Source organism: Nonomuraea sp. 3N208 (genome assembly GCF_052245935.1).
Classification (GTDB): Bacteria; Actinomycetota; Actinomycetes; order Streptosporangiales; family Streptosporangiaceae; genus Nonomuraea.
Window position 1 is genome coordinate 55,889 of the sequence record NZ_JBQQBR010000008.1, and the last position, 14,404, is coordinate 70,292.

The 14,404-nt window shown below is 68.9% G+C and carries 13 protein-coding genes and 1 pseudogene; 7 read left to right on the top strand and 7 right to left on the bottom strand.

Features of this window, described 5'->3' with window-relative positions; translation table 11 throughout:
- Nucleotides 1-3: 3 nt before the first annotated feature.
- On the bottom strand, nt 4-1,218 hold the full coding sequence (locus tag ACTWPT_RS13815) for a serine hydrolase domain-containing protein (RefSeq protein WP_443177739.1): 1,215 nt from the start codon (nt 1,216-1,218) through the stop codon (nt 4-6).
- Nucleotides 1,219-1,247: 29 nt separating this feature from the next.
- Between ACTWPT_RS13815 and ACTWPT_RS13820 the strand changes: the two genes are divergently transcribed.
- The gene (locus ACTWPT_RS13820) at nt 1,248-2,156 is read left to right on the top strand and encodes a cyclase family protein (protein WP_443177740.1); all 909 of its coding nucleotides are present in this window, start codon (nt 1,248-1,250) and stop codon (nt 2,154-2,156) included.
- A 74-nt stretch (nt 2,157-2,230) separates the two neighbouring features.
- Nucleotides 2,231-3,382, top strand: a complete 1,152-nt coding sequence (locus ACTWPT_RS13825; protein ID WP_443177741.1) for a phosphatidylinositol-specific phospholipase C1-like protein — start codon at nt 2,231-2,233, stop codon at nt 3,380-3,382.
- On the opposite strand, the gene ACTWPT_RS13830 is transcribed toward ACTWPT_RS13825, so the two are convergent.
- Entirely contained in the window at nt 3,369-4,508 is a 1,140-nt protein-coding gene (locus ACTWPT_RS13830) for a cytochrome P450 (protein ID WP_443177742.1), read from the bottom strand. The genes ACTWPT_RS13825 and ACTWPT_RS13830 overlap by 14 nt on opposite strands.
- Nucleotides 4,509-4,599: 91 nt before the next feature.
- Here ACTWPT_RS13830 and ACTWPT_RS13835 point away from each other — a divergent pair, with 91 nt between their 5' ends.
- Entirely contained in the window at nt 4,600-5,208 is a 609-nt protein-coding gene (locus ACTWPT_RS13835) for a TetR/AcrR family transcriptional regulator (protein ID WP_443177743.1), read from the top strand.
- On the opposite strand, the gene ACTWPT_RS13840 is transcribed toward ACTWPT_RS13835, so the two are convergent.
- Nucleotides 5,193-6,761 (bottom strand): AMP-binding protein, encoded by a 1,569-nt coding sequence (locus tag ACTWPT_RS13840; RefSeq protein WP_443177744.1) that lies wholly within the window; start codon nt 6,759-6,761, stop codon nt 5,193-5,195. The two genes, ACTWPT_RS13835 and ACTWPT_RS13840, sit on opposite strands and share 16 nt — an antisense overlap.
- A 2-nt stretch (nt 6,762-6,763) precedes the next feature.
- Nucleotides 6,764-7,822, bottom strand: a complete 1,059-nt coding sequence (locus ACTWPT_RS13845; protein ID WP_443177745.1) for an LLM class flavin-dependent oxidoreductase — start codon at nt 7,820-7,822, stop codon at nt 6,764-6,766.
- Between the two features lie 181 nt (nt 7,823-8,003).
- On the opposite strand from ACTWPT_RS13845, the gene ACTWPT_RS13850 reads away from it, so the two are divergent.
- The gene (locus tag ACTWPT_RS13850; RefSeq protein ID WP_443177746.1) at nt 8,004-8,294 is read left to right on the top strand and encodes a VOC family protein; all 291 of its coding nucleotides are present in this window, start codon (nt 8,004-8,006) and stop codon (nt 8,292-8,294) included.
- 188 nt (nt 8,295-8,482) lie between these two features.
- Here ACTWPT_RS13850 and ACTWPT_RS13855 read toward each other — a convergent pair whose 3' ends face one another.
- Complete coding sequence (locus tag ACTWPT_RS13855; RefSeq protein ID WP_443177747.1) at nt 8,483-9,130, bottom strand: TetR/AcrR family transcriptional regulator; 648 nt, start codon at nt 9,128-9,130, stop codon at nt 8,483-8,485.
- A 103-nt stretch (nt 9,131-9,233) separates the two neighbouring features.
- Between ACTWPT_RS13855 and hisD the strand changes: the two genes are divergently transcribed.
- A complete protein-coding gene (gene hisD / locus ACTWPT_RS13860; protein ID WP_443177748.1) occupies nt 9,234-10,595 on the top strand; it encodes a histidinol dehydrogenase in 1,362 nt (453 codons plus the stop codon).
- A 123-nt stretch (nt 10,596-10,718) separates the two neighbouring features.
- Here hisD and ACTWPT_RS13865 read toward each other — a convergent pair.
- Nucleotides 10,719-10,811: pseudogene (locus tag ACTWPT_RS13865) on the bottom strand (MerR family transcriptional regulator); the annotation flags it as partial.
- A 103-nt stretch (nt 10,812-10,914) separates the two neighbouring features.
- Between ACTWPT_RS13865 and ACTWPT_RS13870 the strand changes: the two are divergent.
- Nucleotides 10,915-11,577 (top strand): class I SAM-dependent methyltransferase, encoded by a 663-nt coding sequence (locus ACTWPT_RS13870; RefSeq protein WP_443177749.1) that lies wholly within the window; start codon nt 10,915-10,917, stop codon nt 11,575-11,577.
- 450 nt (nt 11,578-12,027) lie between these two features.
- Nucleotides 12,028-13,068 (top strand): trypsin-like serine peptidase, encoded by a 1,041-nt coding sequence (locus ACTWPT_RS13875; protein WP_443177750.1) that lies wholly within the window; start codon nt 12,028-12,030, stop codon nt 13,066-13,068.
- Between the two features lie 68 nt (nt 13,069-13,136).
- Here the strand turns inward: ACTWPT_RS13875 and ACTWPT_RS13880 are convergent, their stop codons facing one another.
- Nucleotides 13,137-14,375 (bottom strand): MFS transporter, encoded by a 1,239-nt coding sequence (locus ACTWPT_RS13880; protein WP_443177751.1) that lies wholly within the window; start codon nt 14,373-14,375, stop codon nt 13,137-13,139.
- Nucleotides 14,376-14,404 lie beyond the last annotated feature (29 nt).

Here is a 14,404-nt window from a genome sequence, read left to right on the forward strand (position 1 = left end):
GGCTCAGAGCGACTTGTAGACCGCCTCCACCAGGCGGATGCCGCGCAGGTTGCCGGAGACCGCGCTGGCCATCCTGTTCATGACGTACGCGACGGCCAAGCCCCGCTCGGGGTCGCCCAGCCCGACGGACCCGCCGAGCCCCGAGTGGCCGAAGGCCGTCTCCGACGGCATCAGGAACGTGAGCGACGGCCGCATGAAGCCGAGCCCGAACGCGGTGTCCAGGAACAAGACCCGGTCCGGCCCGTTCACGCGGGTGCGCATGGCGTCCCGCAGCGTGCCGTGGTCGAGAAGGTCGCCGGCGATCAACGAGCGGTAGAAGCCCGCCAGGCCCCTGGCCGTGGTGACCACCCCGGCCGCCGGCCAGCCGGCTCGCAGGACGACCGGGTGGTTGGCGCCGCCCTTGAGAAGGTGCATGCCGGGGTTGCCGAGCGCCCGGTTCATGAGGCTCTGGGGGTCGAGCGCCGCCTTGGCCATCTCGGCCAGCGCATCCGGACTCCGGCCGGCCGTCCCGCCGTCGGCCGGGCCCTGGCCAGTGACGGCCTCAGTGGGGGCCAGGCCTGGGACGGCCTCAGTGGGGGCCAGGGGCTGCGGGCGGTCGGCGGCCTTGAGCCGGGCCGCGCGGTCGATCACCGTGTCCGGCGCACCAACCCACAACTCCAGGTTCAGCGGACCAGTGATCTCCGCGGCCACCAGCTCTCCCACCGACTTTCCTGTCACCCGCCTGATCACCTCGCCCACCAGGAACCCGTACGTCAGCGCGTGATAGCCGTGCGCCGTCCCCGGCTCCCACAGCGGCGTCTGGTCGGCGAGCCTGGCCGCGATCGCCGCCTGGTCCTCGAACTCCTCCACCGGCACGGGATCCTCAAGCACCGGCAGCCCGCACTGGTGGGTGAGCAGGTGCTCGAGGATGATCGCGCCCTTGCCGTGCGCGGCGAACTCCGGCCACACGTCCGCGACCGGCGCGGTCACGTCCACCAGCCCCCGCTCCACCAGCCGCAGCAGAACGGCAGCGGTGATCGCCTTGGTGCAGGAGTAGGCGAAGGCCGGCGTGTCGTGCTCCCAGCGCCGCCCCGTGTGCCGGTCGGCGATCCCGTCCCACAGGTCCACGACCAGCTCGCCGTCCAGGTAGACGGCGAAGGCCGCACCGAGTTCCTCGCCGTCGGCGAAATGCCGCTCGAACACCTCACGGACGCGGGAGAACCGAGGGTCGCAGTGCATCAGACCTCCGCAAGAAAGGAAGCGCTTACTTGGTTCACGAGCCTAACAACTGGGGACGATTCGGCCCAGACGATCAGCGTGGCACCCTGAACCTCCTCACCCCGGACGTGGTCCTCGCCGCCCTGCGCGCCGCCACCACCGGTGAGGTGCTCAGCCTGGCCATGCCCATCAGGGGCGCCACCTCCTCACCCGCCCCCACGACCGTGCCGCACCTGCGCGGCCGCCCGCTGCCGCAGCACTTCATGTCCGTCGACGGCGGCGACTACGCGGCCGGCGCCCGGCCCATCGGCGAGGGCCTGTGCGTGGCCGACGACGCACTGGTCGTCACCCCGCACGGCACCACGACCCACATGGACGCGCTGTGTCACATGTGGTCGGGCGACCAGGTCTACAACGGCCACCCGGCGGCCCGGGTCCGCTCTTATGGCGCCACCCGGTGCGGCATCGAGCACGTGGGCGGCGTGGTGGCGAGGGGTGTGCTGTTCGACGTGCCGCGGCGGCTCGGCCTCGATCACCTGCCGGCCGATTTCCGTATCCCTCCCGAGTTGCTGGAGGAGATCGCCACGCCGCGGCCGGGGGACGTGGCGGTGATCCGTACCGGATGGCCGTTGGTGTGGGAGCGCTCGAAGGAGGAGTACTGGTCGGGCCAGCCTGGGCTGTCGGCCGACGCGGGCCGCTGGCTGGCGGCACACGATGTCTCCGTGGTGGCCTGCGACAACGCCGCGATCGGCGGTCTCAACGTGCGAGGGCTGGCCGATGAAGGCCTGCCGGACGACCTGCACCTCATCCTGCTGCACCGGCACGGCATCCACCTGATCGAGATGTTGTGGCTGGAGGGACTGGGGGCGGCCGGGCGGACCGAGTTCGTGTTCGTGGCGGCGCCGCTCAGGATCGAAGGCGGCACGGGGAGCCCGATCACCCCGCTTGCCATCCTTTGAGGTTCGCGCACTTTTCCCGGCCTGTTTGGATATTTTGCGATGATCCGTTAACCGCCTCCTCGAAGGTCGGTCCCATGCGTCCCCTCGCCCTCATCGCCGCCACCGCCGTGGCCGCGCTCGCCGCCGTACCCGCCGCTGACGCCGCCACGGCCGGTCGCGCGAGCTCCGGCACCCTGCGGATCAACCACGTCCAGACCATCGCCACCCACAACAGCTACCACCGCGAGCTGACCGACGCCGAGAAAGACGTGCAGCGCAGGACCGACGCCAACTGGTGGAACCTGCAGTACTCGCACACCGCCCTGCCCAACCAGTTCGGCGCCCAGCGCGTGCGCGGCATCGAACTGGACGTCTTCCCCGACCCCAAGGGCGGCCTGTACACCAACCCGCTGGTCCGTCGCGACGCCGGGCTGCCGGCACTCAACGACCCGGCGCTCGCCCAGCCCGGCATCAAGGTGCTGCACTGGGCCGACCACGACTACGGCACCAACTGCTCGACCTGGGTCACCTGCCTGCGCCAGGTACGCGAGTGGTCCGACAAGAACCCCGGCCACGTGCCGCTGACCGTGCTGACCGAGTTCAAGAGCACCGACCCGAAGAAGGAGGCCATGGGCGGGGCCAAGAGCCCGGCCTGGGACACCGCGCTCATGGACGGCCTGGACGCCGAGATCCGCTCGGTCTTCCCCGACGACCGGCTCATCACGCCGGACGACGTCCGCAAGCCCGGCCTCACCCTGGAGCAGTCGGTGCTCAAGCACGGCTGGCCGGAGCTGAACGCGTCCCGCGGCAAGATCATGTTCTTCATGGACAACCAGGCGACCGCCATCCAGCAGCCCTACCTGGCGGGCCGGCCCAGCCTGGAAGGCCGCGTGTTGTTCACGAACTCCCGTCCCGGCCGGCCCGACGCCGCCTTCGTCGGCTGGAACGAGCCCCAGGGCGCCAACACCGCCCAGATCCAGGACCTCGTGCGGAAGGGGTACTACGTACGCACGCGGTCGGACGTGCCGTTCACCGAGGCCAGGTCGGGCGACACGGGCCGGCTGAAGGCAGCTCTGGACAGCGGCGCGCAGATGATCAGCACCGACTTCCCGGTGATCGGGCTGTCGGCCAGGCACGGCAGCGACTACACGGCCGAGCTGCCGGGCGGTGCGACCGTCCGCTGCAACCCGGTGAACGCGCCCACCGGCTGCCGGGACCACAACCTGGAGCGGATCACGTCCAAGTGACCGGCAGGCTGCCGACCCCGTACACCGCGGCGTCGTGCCTCAGCGGCACCTCGGAGGCGGGGACGGCCAGCCGCAGCCGGGGCAAGCGCTCGAACAGCGCCCGGTAGCCGATGCGCAGCTCGATCCTGGCCAGCTGCTGCCCGAGGCACTGATGCACACCGTGCCCGAAGGCCAGATGCCGCCGCGCCTCTTGGCGGCCGGGGTCGAGCGCGTCCGGGTCCTCGAACACCGCCGGGTCCCGGTTGATCATCGGAAGTGACAGCGCCACCGTCTCGCCCTTCCTGACCAGCGTGCCCGCCACCTCGACGTCCTCCAGCGCGGCCCTGCTGGGCGCGCCGAGATGCAGGATGGACAGCCAGCGCAGCAGCTCCTCCTCCATGCCCTCCTCGTACGGCCGCCCCTCCGCCAGCAGCGCGAACACGCCGAGCGCCAGCATGTTCGCCGTGGTCTCGTGGCCTGCGACGAGCAGGATCATCGCGACGTTGACGAGCTCCTCGTCGGTGAGCTCGTCGGCGAGACCGCTGATCAGGTCGTCGCCGGGCTCGGCCCGCTTGCGACGCACCAGCTCGCCCAGGTAGCCGGCCAGGTCGGCGCTCGCCCTGGCCACGTCGCCGCCCGGCGCGACGATCTGGAGGCTGCGGTCCTGGAAGAAGTCGTGGTCCTCGTACGGCACGCCGAGCAGCTCGCAGATGACCATCGAGGGGATCGGCAGCGCGTACGCGCTCACGAGATCGGCCGGCGGCCCGGCCGCGGCCATGGCGTCGAGGTGGTCGGCGGCGATCCGCTCGATGCGCGGCTCCAGCACGCGCATCCTGCGCAGCGTGAACTGGCCGGTGAGCAGGCGGCGGTAGCGCGTGTGCCCGGGTGGATCGGTGGCCGCGAAGAAGCCCGGCGGCGCTGGACGTCCGGCCCCGCCGGGCATCGTGGAGCGTACGGCGGAGTGCTTGAGCTCCGTGCGCGCGCTGAACCGCGGATCGGCCAGCACCGTGCGGGCCGCTTCCAGCGTGGTGGCCAGCCAGCCCAGATGGCCGTCGGCGAACTCCAGGCGGCTCATCGGCGGCAGGCCCCGGAGAGCGGACGGCGGGTCGAAGGGGCACTTCGGGTCTCGTTCGATGGGAAGTCGCATAATTGTGAAAGTAGACTCCTAAATCGGAGTTGTATAGCGAAAAATGGTGATCTCTTGTGAGTGGACCGTCGAAGCCGGAGAATGCGGTGTCATGAGCGAGCGACCCGGCCTGCGGGAGCGGAAGAAGGCCAAGACCAGGGCGTTGATCCAGAAGGAGGCGCTGCGGCTCTTCCGCGAGCAGGGGTACGCCGCGACGACGGTCGAGCAGATCGCCGAGGCGGCGGAAGTGGCCCCCAGCACCGTCTTCCGCTATTTCCAGACGAAAGAGGATCTGGTGCTGGTGGACCAGCTCCCGTCCGTCCTCGACGCGCTCAGGGCGGCACCGCCCGAGCTCAACCCCGTGCAGGCCGTACGTGTCGCCGTGCTGCAGACGCTGGAGGCGCAGACGCCCGAGGAGCGCGCCGACAGCGTGGAGCGGGAGAAGCTCATGCTCACCGTCCCAGAGCTGTGGGCGGCGAGCCTGGAGAACATCCGCGGAGTCATCACCACCCTGCGAGACGAGCTGGCGGCACGCGAGGGTCGCGACGCCGGCGATCCGGAGATCCGCAACGTCACCGGGGCGATCGTGGGGGTGATGTGGGCGCTCTGGTTCGACTGGGCGAAGGATCCTTCGAAGGAGATCGCCGCCGAGTTCGACAAGGCCCTCGCCCACCTGGACTCGGGCCTGCCGATCAGTCGGAAGGATCAGAGGCCGGGATAGTCGCCTCCGCCGTGGGCGGCGTCCAGGGCGTCGTAGTCCGGGGCGAACCCGCGCTTGGGAATCGTGTCCACGAATGCCACCTCCCGCGGCTTTTTGTACGACGCCACCTGCTTCTTGACGTGCTCGATCAGCTCGTCGGCAGTCGCCACGCCGTCAGCCTTGAGAGCCACCACGGCCTTGACCGCCTGGTGCCAGGTCGCGTCCGGGATCCCGATCACCGCGGCGTCGGCCACGGCGGGGTGGGACTTCAGCGCGCGTTCCACCTCGGCCGGGTAGATGTTCTCGGCGCCGGACTTGATCATGCGAAGCTTGGGTCCGATGAAGGTGATCGTGCCGTCGGGCTCGCGGCGGCCGAGGTCGCCGGTGTGATGCCAGCCGTTCCGCGACTTCTCCGCATTTAAGGCGGGCCGGGCGAAATATCCGGAAAAGAGGGACTTGCCACGCGCGCAGATCTCGCCCACCTCGCCGGGCGGCATCTCGCTGCCGTCCGGGCCCAGGATGCGTACCTGGACCAGCGGCGACGGCCGCCCCGCGAACCCGGCCCCGCCCTCGGCCAAACCCAGGAAGGTGAGCATGCCGCCCACTTCCGTCTGCCCGTACCCCCCCATCTTGGAGCGGCACCAGGGCGAGTCATCCACCGTGATCATGCTGTCCCACTCGGCCGAGTGGGAGACGAACCTGAGCGACGACAGGTCGTACTTGCCGCCCGCGTTCGCCTTCACCACCGCGTCGATCATCTGGCCGAACAGGAACGCCTGCGTCACCCGTTCGGCGTCGATCAGCCGGCAGACCTCCTCCGCGTCGAAGGCGGGCGTGAAGACGTTCGTGCCGCCGATCTGGAGCGTGGCCAGGCAGAACATCATCGTGCCGACATGGAAGAGCGGCCCGTTGTTGAGGAAGGTGAAGCCCGGCTCCATCTGCCGGACGACGAGGAGCGACGTGCTGTGGGCGACCAGCGCGGCGCTGCTGAGCAGGGCCGCGTTGGGCCGCCCCGCGAAGGCGGCGGTGTACAGGGCGAGCGTCGGCTCCGTATCGGCGACCTGCGGGAAATCCCTGATGGACCCGCTCGCCACCAGCTCCTCGTAGTCCTCGCCCGCCTGCACCCACACCGTCGTGCCGCCCTCCGCCGCACCGGCGCCCGAGGGAGCCTGGCCCTCACCGCTCCCTTCAGACGACGCCGGCGCGGCGGTGCTCTGAGCGTGCAGGGAAGTCGTGGCGTCCGACGGCTCCCAGACAACCGCGGCCGGAGTCAGGTCGGTGAGGATGAACCGCAGCTCGTCCTCCGACTGCCGCCAGTTAGCCGGACAGAAGATCGCGCCCAGCCGAGAACAGGCCAGCAGCAACTCCAGCACCGCATGCGCGTTCTGCCCGAGCCATAGAACCCGATCGCCCGATGAGACCCCCTGGTCGGCGAGGGCGGAGGCCAGCCGGGTCACCCGGGCGTCCAGCTCCGGGTATGTGAGCCGCACGTCCCCGTCCACCACCGCGGTCACCTGGGGACGGCTGCGGGCGTGCTCGGCGAGGACGTCTGAGAGGGAGAGGCTGTGGATCATCGTCAGTCTCCAAAGGCCGGCATGACTTCGGTCGCGAAGAAGCGCATGACCCGCTTCATGTCCTCCAGCGGCATCGGCCTGGTGCTGCCGAAGTCGCACAGAAGGTTGGTGAAGCCGGCGTCCTTGAGCAACGAGATCTGCTCGACGACGCGGGCCGGGTCCCCGATGACCTCCAGCTGCTCCCACCGGAAGTCGGCCGACACCGTGCCGCCCTTGAGATAGCGGTCCTGGTAGAACTCGAAGCCCTGGGCGGCCCGGCCGGTCTTGGGGTCGATGGGCGCGCTCTTCTCGTTGAAGATGCGCGACCGGTCGAACGACGCCTCGAACCGCGCCTGGTCCTCGCGGGCCTGCTCCAGCGTCGGGGCCACGTATACGCTGCGTGCCACCACCAGGTCGGCCCCGTCCGGATGCCCCGCCCGCGCCGCGGTCTCCCGCCAGGTCTCGGCCGCCTTGACGACCTTCCGGAACGTGGCCGCCGGATCGGCGAGGATGGGCAGCCCGCGCTCGGCGTACATGGTGACGGTCTCGGGAGAGACGGCCGCCACGTGCAGCGGCGGATGCGGAGTCTGCAAGGGCCGTGGGACGAGCGAAACCTCGGCCCCGGTCTTGTAGAACTTCCCCTCGTGCTGGTACGCCTCCTGCGTCCAGAGCCCGACAATCACCTCGAGCGCCTCGTTGAACCGATCCCGCGCCTCCGCCAGATCGACGCCGAACCCCTCGAACTCGAAACTCTGATACCCCCGCCCGATCCCCAGATCCAGCCGTCCCCCGGACAACACGTCCACCTGCGCAGCCTCCTCGGCCACGTGAATCGGGTTGTGCAGGGGCAGCACGACGATGCCTGTGCCCAGCCGGATGCGGGAGGTGCGGGCGGCGACGTGGGCGAGCATGGTGAACAGGTTGGGGACGACGCCGTAGTCCCGGAAGTGGTGCTCGGCCAGCCGTATCCCGTCGAACCCCAGCTCCTCGGCCAGCTCGACGAGCTCCAGGTGGTAGTCGTAGACGTCCTTGAAGCTCTGCCCGTCGAAACGGTGGAAGAGGTGGAAGGTCGAGAACTTCATGCGGCGGCCCCTCAGGCGGAAAACCAAGCGCTCGCTTGGGAGCGTACCATGAGGACCCGGGGCAGCCCCAGGCCAAAGCACGGACTTCCACAACGGGGCGCTCCACTGCTGACTACGGGTCTTCGGCACTGCTGTGAAAGACCACTCAGCACTGGTCGACCAGTTGATCGCTGACGGACGCATGCCCGCGGACGACAGGATCATGATCGACGGCCGGTCGGCGTTCCGGGATGTGGCGGCGTGCCGCGACCTGGCGGGTCTCGAGCCCCGGCTTTTCTTCCAGCGCGTTCCCGAGGGGAAGATCGCGAAGAACAGAGTGCATCTCGATATCCATGTCGACGCCGACCGGAAGGCCGCCGAGGTCGAGCGCTTGGTGGCACTCGGCGCGCAGCTGATCGAGACGCACAGCGATCGCGGGCCCTTGACGTATGTCATGCGCGACCCTGAGGGCAACGAGTTTTGCCTGCACTGACGTTTTCGCGCACGCATCCAGCCGCACGTCCCCGGCCAAGGCACGGCCTCCAGCAGGGGGAAGTGGAGCCCCGCATGCACGGCCGTACCCAATCGTCAGCTACTTGGTGTCCTTCGGGTGCCGGGGCGAAGCATAAACCACCCAAAGTGTACGGGCGGCATCATCGATGGCGTATCGCACCCGTCCGATTACCGCGAACCCGCTTGGCGGCGCGTCTGGGCGGTGGGGGCGGGGCGGGGCAGGTCCGACCCCAGCTCCGCCGAGGCGAACGAGACGAGGAGATCGAGCGCCATCGAGACGGACAGGGAGGCGTTGCGGCTGACGATGTGCAGGCCGAGCCCGTCCTCCATGGCCAGGAATGAGGCGGCCAGCTCGTCCGGAGGCCTGCGGGGGTGGAAGTCGCCGGAGGCGATTCCGGCCACCACGATCGACTCGAAGAGCAGTTTCTCCCGATCCCATAGGGACGTCATCAGAGCGGCGTGGCGGTCGTGGCGGGCGCCGAGGTCGTGCAGTTCGTAAAGCGCCTTGCACACCTGGTCGTCAGGCCCGGCCGGCAGTCCGGAATTGAACGCGTGCACAAGCATTCGTGGAGGCTCGGGGATGGCCGCCGTGGTGTGCGCGCGGCGGGTCACGTAGCGGTCGACCAACGTGCGATGCACGTCGTACAGCAGGTCGTCTATGCCGGGGTAGTGGTACAGCACGGAGCCCGGCGACATGCCGATCTTGGCTGCGATTCCCCTGATGGAGAGCGCGGAGAGGCCTAGCTCCGAGATCGTTTCATGTGCGGCCGCGACCATCTCGGCGCGACGGTGATCCGATCGGCTGCGTGTGTTCACGTTGCCATCATGGCGGAGGTCGGTCGCGTGTGGAAGATTGACACTGGCCCGATGTTATTTGCACACTCGTTCAAACGAGAGTCGAGCGACAGGAGCCCCAGCTATGACCTCCATCACGTCCCCCGCCGTCATCGACTGGCGAGAGGCCGACGATGACGAGCGCCACAGGCTGTTCAGCCGGGGTGGCGTCGCCGACGGCCTCGGTCCGCGTGCGGAGCCGGCCCTGGCCATGGCCATCGCGGAGCTGGTGGAGCGGGTGCGGTCCGAAGGTGACAGGGCGTTGGTGGAGGCGCTCGCGGAGTTCGACGGCGTCGACGTCGACCCTGCGGGGTTGCGGGTGAGCGAGCAGGAGATTCGGCAGGCCGCGACTTCGCTGCCCAACCGGACCATCGAGGCGATCAAGGTTGCCATCGCGCAGGTCCGGGCGTTCAATGAGGCTGCGCTGGCCCGAGCGGAGTGGCTTGACGAGGTAGGCGGCATCCGGCTCGGCGAGCTCGCCAAACCGGTGGAAAGCACCGGACTCTACGTTCCCGCGGGCAAGGGATCGTTCCCCTCAGTGCTGATCATGGTGGCGACGCCCGCCGTGGTGGCGGGAGTGCGGCGCATCGCGCTGGTCGTACCGCCGACTCCGGGCACCGGTGGCCGTGTCGATCCGGCTGTGCTCGCCGCGGCCGAGGCGTTGGGGATCACCGAGATCTACCGCAGCAACGGCCCTGCGGGGATCGCGGCCCTCGCCTGTGGGACCGAGACGATCCCCCCGGTCCGGAAGATCGTCGGCCCCGGCAGCCCGGCCGTGACCGCCGCCATGACCGAAGTCCAGCGCCTCGGCTGCGTGGTCGAAGTCGGATACGGCCCGACGGATTCGCTGATCGTCTGTGACGCGCAAGCCGATCCTGTGCTGCTGGCAGCGGATCTGGTCAACGAGGCCGAGCACGGCTCCGACTCCTCCGCCGTCCTTGTGGGCACCGACCTCGGCGTGCTGCGACGTGCCGCCGAGGAGGTCGCCAAGCAGATCGCGGTCCTGCCCGCCCCTCGGCGTGACTACGCCCGGGCCTCGATCCACGACAACGGCGGCATCGTGCTCGCCCGGTCGCCGCAAGAGGCGATGGACATCGCCAACAGCTACGCACCCGAGCACCTTCAACTTGCCGTGGCCGATCCGGACGCCTGGCTTGCGCTGGTACGGCATGCGGGCACGGTCCTGCTCGGCCAGTGGGCCACGATGGCCGCTTCCAACTTCGCGATCGGCACCCCGGCGACGCTCCCCACCACGGGGTTCGCGAAAGCGGTCAGCGGCGTCTCCGTCCACACGTACCTGACGCGCATAGCGGTCGCCAGGCTGGGGGAGGAGGAGTTCTGGCGGCTCGCCCCCACGATCCGCACGTTGGCCGAGCACGAGGGCTTTCCCGCTCACGCCAATTCGGTCTCCATCCGCGAGGGGCGCACCCCGGCGCGGCACCGCTAGCTTGCTAGTGCGAGTGAGCTTCCATGAGTGACTGGCCGGCCAGGCGGGCGGTGATGAGGCTGCGGAAGTTGGGGCACTGCACGATGTCCTCATGGCCACAGCGCAGACCGTGTTCGATGGCCTCGCGGGCGCGGGAAGCAGGCCGAGCTCTTCCCAGTAGCGCAGCGCCGAGGTGGCGACACCGGCGCGACGCGCCAACTCCCCGATGGTCAGCAATCGCTCTCCACCACCTCGAGCTCGGACGGCTTGACCTCAAGCGTACTTGAAGGCGTTGACTGTCGCCCGTGGAGACAGAAATGCGGGGAACGGTGAGTACGCCATGCCGGTGAAGCGGTCCATCCTCGCGACCCTCGTCCGCCAGTTCGGTCACCCCCGTGGCGCGGCCGGGAACGTAGCCGGCTGGGTGATGGCACATCGCGCCTCCAACCGGCAGCGCAACAGCTGGGTCGTCTCTCTGCTCGACGTGCGGCCCACCGACCGGGTTCTGGAGATCGGCTTCGGCCCCGGCCTCGCCATCGCCGAGCTGAGCCGCCGCGTCGGCCCCTCGGGGCACGTCTATGGCGTCGACCGCTCCGACGTGATGCTCCGGCAGGCGACCAAGCGCAACGCCGTCGCTGTCCAGGCCGGACGCGTCACGCTCACCCTGGGCAGCGTCGAACAACTGCCGCCCGCTCTCGACGGCCCCTTCGACATCATCCTGGCCGTCAACTCTCTCGGGTTCTGGACGGCGCCGGTCGAGCGGCTCGACGACCTGCGCCGGCGACTGACGCCCGGCGGACGCATCGCCATCGTCTCCCAACCCCGCTGCCTCGGAGCCACGAGGAGCACCTCACTCGAGGCCGCCCGCAACATCACAACTCTGCTCCAGGACGCCGGGTTCACGAAGACGAGAACAGAAATCCTGGACCTCGACCCTCCCGTCGTCTGCGTCCTCGCCGTCAACGATCCGGACCCCGTCCACGGCCGACCACACACCAGTTGACTGCGAGACCCGGCCGATGTCCGCGTTGCCACCCGGGACAACGTCGTCGCAGACCTCACATGATCTAGTGGCTGCTGTCTCGTTCCTCCGGCTTCCTGACATCCCTCGCGGTGCTCATGCTGTTCATGGGCGGGCTTGTCTGGGGCTGGAAGCAGGGTGGGAGATCATCTCCCAGTACATCGGCGCAATTACCAGCAAACTCACAGCAATCAGCATGACCGGTCAACTATTGCGTCACCACGTCGCCGACCAGCAGTTCGACAGTCACCGGTGATCGCGTGCCCGTCGTTGGTGATCTTCATATCGAACATATGATCGAGAAATGCCTGTACCTCGCGTCCCATGCCAGTTACGATCATGCTCGGAACAGCCGGGTTGATCACTCGGGTCGATTTTTCATGCTGACGAGGGCGTCGTGCAGGACGCCCCTGCCTGAATGGGGAGATCAATATGAGGCGCACAGTGATCGCGTTAGGCATCGGGTTGGGTCTGCTGGGATCAACCGTCGTCACGGCGCCGGCTCACGCCGCGAACGTGGTGATGACCCCTTTGGCCACCACGACGGTCGCTCGAGAGGTCGCGAACTTCTGGCTCGCCGACGGGGCCGCCAACCTGAAGAATGCCACCCCCTATGCGGTGCAGACCGTGGTTCAAGGACAACGCTCGTCCAACTCCGTCGTGCCAGACGGCAAGTCCGGCAGCGTCGCGCCGCTGGCCAGTCCGGTCTCGGCACCAGGGAATCTCCCCACCACGTCGGGCAAGGTGTTCTTCGTCGGCGCCGACGGTCAGCCGCACTGGTGTACGGGCACCGCCGTACACTCGCAATATCGCAACCTCGTCGCCACGGCCGGTCACTGCGTACTCGACGTCGAGCGCTCTGATGCCACGTTCGACAAGTGGGTCTTCGTCCCCGGCTACTCCGAGGGCACGACCCCGTGGGGCCTGTACGTCGGAAAGCAGGTCGCCGCCCATTCCGACTTCGACCTGTTCAGGGACTACGACCGCGACTTCGCCTTCGTGAACGTGCACAACGGCGTCGTCTTGTCCTCTGACGGCGTGCTGACCAACAAGGGAAGGCTCGTCGACAACGTCGGCGCGCAAGGCTTCTCCTGGAACCAGCCGATAGGTTCCTCGAGGGACGTCATCGGTTACCCGGCAGGCTCCAACCCCGACGGAACCAGGCCCTACACGGGTGAGACCCTCGAAAGGGCCAGCGGGCCGACGTTCACCATGACGATCTCCGATCTCCCCGCGGACCAGCTCATCGGCGTCGACTCCCCGTTCCCCGGCACAGGCTCCCTCGGCTCCTCCTGGCTGGAGCACTACAACAACGACGTGCGCAACGGCTACCTCAACGGCATCACCGTCAGCGTCGCCGACACCGACGGCGACAACCGATACGACACCGGCGTCTCGCCGTACTTCGACAGCCAGACGGCCGCGATCTACAAGGCTGCCGGCGCCGTCTGGTCTGGTTCCATCCTCATATAGGCCGCTCACGCCGCACCCGCCATCCAGGCGGGTGCGGCGGGTGCTCATCCGCCGAAGCAGGCAGGAAGTCACGCAGGGAGGCATCTGTCCACGGGTTCCTCATGGTCCTTGAGGGCGAAGGGTGCAGGCGCGTCTGGTGAGGGGTGGCGTAGGGCGGGGGCGAGCAGGATCAGGAGCGCGATCACGCCGGTGATCAGGGCGAATGCCGCGGGGTAGCCGAGCGTGTCGGCGAGCCAGCCTGTGACGGCCGGGGCGATCATGCCTGACAGGTACGTGATCGTGGCCACGCCCGCCACACCCTCGCCCGGGGTCGCTCCCACGTTGCCCGCTGTCGTGAACACCAGCGGTACGATCACCGCCAAGCCCAGCCCGATCATCGCGAATCCGGCTATGACGAGCGCGGGGGTACGTGCCGTGACCACGACGATGCCACCGGCGGCCGCCACGATTCCGCTTGTCCTGACCGCTGCCACGGGACCGAGCCACCGGATGAGACGGTCGCCCGTCAGCCTCATGCCCGCCATGCAGAACATGAAGACGGTGTATCCGGCGGCGGCCAGCCCGGGGCCGGCGTCGGCGACGTCGGTGAGGTAGACGGCGGACCAGTTGGAGCTGGCGCCCTCGGCGAAGGTCGCGCAGAATCCGACCAGGCCGATGGCCAGGATCCCGCGCGTGGGCAGTGCGAAGCGCCGTGGCGGCGGGAGTGGTGCGTCGGCGGCCTTGTGCTCGGTTGCCCCGCCGTCAGGAATGCTCGCGTGGTCGCGGAGGAGGCCATGGCCGGCTGCTGCGCCGAGGGCCAGCAAGGCGATCGACACGGCCCCGAGATGCACTCTCGCGTCGATGTCCGCGCTGGCGGCCAGGGCGCCGAGGCCGCCGGCGGCCAGGCTGCCGACGGACCACATGCCGTGCAGGCCGGACATGATCGAGCGGCCCAGGTGTCGTTCCAGGACGACGGCGTGAGCGTTCATCACCACGTCCGACATGCCCGCGGCAGCCCCGAACAGCAGGAACACCACGAATAGCCACGTGGGCGACGGCGCGAGCGCTGGAAGGGCCAGTCCCGTGCACCACAGCGCGAGTAGGACGCGGGTGGCGGCCCGGCTGCCGAAGCGGTAGGCCAGGCGGCTGGCTGTCGGCATGCCGACGAAGGCGCCGATTGGCGGGCATAAGAGCGCCAGGCCGAGGGCGCCGGGGCTGAGGTCCAGACTGTCCTGGATCCAGGGGATGCGGGTGAACAGGCTGCCGGCGACAGCGCCGTGTGCGGCGAACACGGCAGCGATCGCGTGATGAGGGCTCAGTCTTCTCATGCCCAAGAAATTAACAGGTAGGCTTCCTG

Coding starts and splice junctions, on each gene's coding strand:
- ACTWPT_RS13815 (WP_443177739.1), bottom strand. CDS start 1,218: ATGCACTGCGACCCTCGGTTCTCCCGCGTCCGTGAGGTGTTCGAGCGG.
- ACTWPT_RS13825 (WP_443177741.1), top strand. CDS start 2,231: ATGCGTCCCCTCGCCCTCATCGCCGCCACCGCCGTGGCCGCGCTCGCC.
- ACTWPT_RS13830 (WP_443177742.1), bottom strand. CDS start 4,508: ATGCGACTTCCCATCGAACGAGACCCGAAGTGCCCCTTCGACCCGCCG.
- ACTWPT_RS13835 (WP_443177743.1), top strand. CDS start 4,600: ATGAGCGAGCGACCCGGCCTGCGGGAGCGGAAGAAGGCCAAGACCAGG.
- ACTWPT_RS13840 (WP_443177744.1), bottom strand. CDS start 6,761: ATGATCCACAGCCTCTCCCTCTCAGACGTCCTCGCCGAGCACGCCCGC.
- ACTWPT_RS13845 (WP_443177745.1), bottom strand. CDS start 7,822: ATGAAGTTCTCGACCTTCCACCTCTTCCACCGTTTCGACGGGCAGAGC.
- ACTWPT_RS13850 (WP_443177746.1), top strand. CDS start 8,004: ATGCCCGCGGACGACAGGATCATGATCGACGGCCGGTCGGCGTTCCGG.
- hisD (WP_443177748.1), top strand. CDS start 9,234: ATGACCTCCATCACGTCCCCCGCCGTCATCGACTGGCGAGAGGCCGAC.
- ACTWPT_RS13870 (WP_443177749.1), top strand. CDS start 10,915: ATGCCGGTGAAGCGGTCCATCCTCGCGACCCTCGTCCGCCAGTTCGGT.
- ACTWPT_RS13875 (WP_443177750.1), top strand. CDS start 12,028: ATGAGGCGCACAGTGATCGCGTTAGGCATCGGGTTGGGTCTGCTGGGA.
- ACTWPT_RS13880 (WP_443177751.1), bottom strand. CDS start 14,375: ATGAGAAGACTGAGCCCTCATCACGCGATCGCTGCCGTGTTCGCCGCA.